Here is a 3811-nt window from a genome sequence, read left to right as displayed (position 1 = left end):
AGCAAATCCCGTCCTGACGAGCTGGTTGCTACTTTGAAAAACACCAATATGTTATGGCGCCGTCACGCGCAACGTTTACTGGTCGAGCGCAATAACAAAGATGTTGTTGGTAAACTGGTGGAACTGGTTAAAGACAAATCCGTTGACGAAATTGGCCTGAATGCAGCTGCTATCCATGCTTTGTGGACTTTGCATGGTTTGAATGCAATCGAAGATCCGCAAGTTCTGGCGGCAGTTACCGAAGCTTTGAAGCATCCTGCTGCGGATGTACGCAAAACTGCTGTTCAGGTGCTGCCTTCGACGCCCGCTACCGCACAAACACTGCTTGCTGCCGACGCTTTGCATGATAAAGATGCATTGGTTGCGATGAACTCACTGCTTCGTTTTGCTGATATCCCGTTGACACCGCAAGTGGAAACAGCAGTTTTGACATTGCTTGATACTTACGCACAGGCTGACGATCGCTGGATGCCGGATGCATTTGCCGCCGTATTGAACTCGCACGATGGTGCTTTGCGTAAGAAATATTTGGCCCAACGCGCAGGCAGGGCAGGTTCTTCAACCGCAGCTGCTCAAAAGGCAGAAGAAGCAAAACCAATGGATCATTCAACAATGAACCACGAAGGCCACGGCGCGAGCAAAGTAACTACGCAGGGAACAGCTGAACTGGCGATTACCAATATCACCATTGAACCTGCAAAACCTTACGTTCGTGAATATGCGCGGGTTGTGATTGAAATTACAAACCAGGGCAGCGTAGCGGTTCCGAAAGAGCTGGTACCGGTTGTGAATGTGGGTGTAAGAAGCCGCTCGCTGAACAGTAATTACGTAAGTCGCCAGCTGACAAATGGTATTGCTCCGGGCGAAACCGTGAAGCTGACCGAAGGAAACAATGGTCCGTGGCGCTCAGGTTTCGGCTTTACTTCTGACGAAGCCGGAAAAGTGACGATCACTGCCACTGTGGATGTAGACAATGTGGTTCCTGAAAAAGACGAAAACAAGAACAATACCATGAGCAAAACCTTTGAGGTACGCAGATTGGATCGTTTGTCGGACTTTGCTTTGGAACGCGCAACGCGCGGATATGCTTCCTACGCCAGCGGAAATGATGTTCTGGATTTGCTAAAAACAGCGCAGACACTCGATCTGCAGGGCCGCAATGCAGTTTTCAAAGGTGTACTCGGTGCATGGAACCCGAAACGCAAAGAAACTACCAACGATGAAGGCAAGAAGTTGCTGGCTTCACTTAAAACCAGCGTTACCGACGATCTGAGCAGCAAACTGACGCCGTTCCTTGAATCTTACGGAATTAAGGAGGAAACCACTACTGACCCGAATGTGCAGGTTGTACAGATCAAGGCGATCCGCGAGGAGATGAAATTTACCTTAACCGAATTCAAAGCGGTAGCTGGTAAAACGGTTGAGCTGGTATTTGAAAACCCGGATGCAATGCAGCATAACGTGGTAATCGGAAAGCCAAAATCGCTGGAAATCATCGGTACAGCAGCTGATAAAATGATCACGGCCAAAGACGGTGCAGAGAAAAACTATGTACCTAATATTCCGCAGGTTCTTGCTGCCACGCCGCTGGTAAATCCAGGTCAGACTTTCCGTCTGAAATTCCAGGTACCAAACGAGGTAGGCGACTATCCGTTCGTTTGTACGTTCCCTGGCCACTGGCGATTGATGAAGGGAGTTATGAAAGTGGTTAAGGACGAAAAAAGTCTCTAATTACAATTGAATACAAGATCAAAAAATCCGTCATGCGAAGTTTTAGCTGACGGATTTTTTGGTTAAAAACAGTCTAAGAAGCGCATTCTCAACACCATGAAAGTTGTTCAGTTCACCATACCGGTTCCAAAGGAAAGTACCATTGTGGTGCAGGAAAGCATTTTGCCGCATTACTATAACCACCTACACCGGCACCGTGAAGTACAGATCGAGTGGGTTGTGGAAGGTTCAGGAATATTGATTGCGGGAAATTATATGCAGCGGTTTGAGGCGGGCGAAGTGTACATTATCGGCGCCAATCAATCGCACATTTTCAAGAGCGACGAATCCTATTTTAATGCAGCCGAGCCGAGGCAGGTGCATTCCGTTTCCATCTTTTTCGACCCGATCCACCTTTCTCAAAATATCCTCAGCCTGCCCGAAATGACCGGTATACGAAAGTTTGTCGGCGGCCTGCACAACGGATTTCAGCTTCCCGAAGGTGAAAATGAGACCATCAAAAGCACGATCAAGGAAGTAATGCAGCAAAAGGAAAGTCAGCGGGTGGCTGCATTCATTTCGCTATTACATCATTTTTCAACAACCAAAGAATTAAAACCGCTCGCCACCAGCAACAGTGAGCACCGGATTTCGGAGGTGGAAGGGATCAGAATGGACAGAATATTCCAATATCTTGTTGGACATTACAAAAGCCACATTTCCCTGGCAGAAATTTCAGAAGTCGCCAACCTCACACCCCAGGCTTTTTGCAGGTATTTCAAAAAACACACCGACAAAACTTTCGTCAGCTTCCTCAACGAAGTCCGCATTAACGAAGCCTGCAAAATCATCGTCTCCGGCAAATTCGACGGCTTTTCAGATGTCAGTTACCAAACTGGTTTTGATAATGTAACGAATTTCAACAGGGTTTTTAAGAAGACAATCGGGCTATCCCCGCGGGAGTATCAGAAGGGATTTTTGGAGAGAGTTGGTTAGTTCATCTATATTCTATCAATCCGTTTTTCTCGATTTCTGCGAAAATCCCATATTGATGCAATTTGAATGTGCCGATCTGAGAATCCATATATAATTCCGAAGTGATGAAATGGAACAATTCGGAAATTCTTGTCGGCTGTAACTCTGCCAATTTTGGGAAAAACAGCAATCAGTTCAGCACGATAATTGATTTCCCTGAGCAGCCACTTGGAGTAAGTAGTGCTTTGATTTCTTTCTTCGTAAAATTCAAGAATGGAACGTAACTCAATGTAGGCATTGTCAGCCCAGGTTATCGTTCGTCTAGCCATTTACTCATCTCTTGCATTACCTGTGTGTGATCTATTGTTCTTCCCTCACGAAAATCTTGTTCCGAACGCCTGATCGAAGCTCGCATCTCGTCCGTCAACTGAAAAGGAGCACGGTCATCAGATTGAAGATTGAAGAGAATCAATTCCAGTTCCGAAAGCAGCGCCTCGTCGTCAATCTGATTGATCTGGCTAACAATTCGTTCTTTAACTTCCATAGCGGGTTTTCATTAAGGTATATTTAAAGATAACGACTAATAATGTTAAGGACAAATTGCAAGACTTCGTCTCTAAATTTGGGGCGGCTTAGGTAACAGCTGCATTTACCTTTATCTCTATCCCATACTTCATAACTTCAAATGCGACTGGATTTGACGCATTAAAATCTTCTTGAAGAAATGGGTGGGGTTCTAGTCGGATATCTATATCACGCCTAGGTTTGAACATCGCTAGTTGAGCTTCCAGAATATCTTCGACTTCATCGATAATCAATGCAACATCTATATCGCTATCCTCGTGGCTATTACCTTTTGCATAAGAGCCAAATAGAAAAGCTTGCTTAACCTAGAATACTTTCCCTACGCAATCAACATACTCGCGAGCTATCGCTAATGCTCCTTCAACATCAATATTTTCGCTCATAACTATAGTTTTTGTCCCAACTTAAATGCATATTCAAAAACCATCACATTTGCTTTATCCACTTGAACACTTCAATTACCCACTGGAAAATTTGGATTGATACGGGCGGGACTTTTACGGATTGTCTGGCTATTGCGCCCGGTGGCGAGAAGAGCCGG

General features: G+C 45.4%; 3 protein-coding genes and 1 pseudogene. 2 read left to right on the top strand and 2 right to left on the bottom strand.

The annotated features are described in order from the left end of the window. Both ACTIE6_RS14495 and ACTIE6_RS14490 read left to right on the top strand, forming a co-directional pair. Positions 1–1731, top strand: a 1731-nt coding sequence (locus ACTIE6_RS14495; protein ID WP_439557323.1) for a plastocyanin/azurin family copper-binding protein, incomplete at its 5' end; no start/stop codon positions are given. A gap of 96 nt (positions 1732–1827) precedes the next feature. Then, positions 1828–2706 carry a helix-turn-helix domain-containing protein gene (locus ACTIE6_RS14490; protein WP_439557322.1) on the top strand — a complete coding sequence of 293 codons (879 nt, stop codon included), beginning with the start codon at positions 1828–1830 and terminating at the stop codon, positions 2704–2706. Positions 2707–2995: 289 nt separating this feature from the next. On the opposite strand, the gene ACTIE6_RS14485 is transcribed toward ACTIE6_RS14490, so the two are convergent. Together ACTIE6_RS14485 and ACTIE6_RS14480 are read right to left on the bottom strand one after the other, a co-directional pair. Next, entirely contained in the window at positions 2996–3229 is a 234-nt protein-coding gene (locus tag ACTIE6_RS14485; RefSeq protein ID WP_439557321.1) for a hypothetical protein, read from the bottom strand. An 88-nt stretch (positions 3230–3317) separates the two neighbouring features. After that, positions 3318–3563: pseudogene (locus ACTIE6_RS14480) on the bottom strand (nucleotidyltransferase domain-containing protein); the annotation flags it as partial. Between the last annotated feature and the right edge of the window lie 248 nt (positions 3564–3811).

Origin of the sequence: Dyadobacter sp. (assembly GCF_051859145.1) — a bacterium.
Taxonomy (GTDB): Bacteria; Bacteroidota; Bacteroidia; order Cytophagales; family Spirosomataceae; genus Dyadobacter.
Note: the sequence above shows the minus strand (reverse complement) of the source record. Positions and strands in the feature narration are given on the sequence as shown.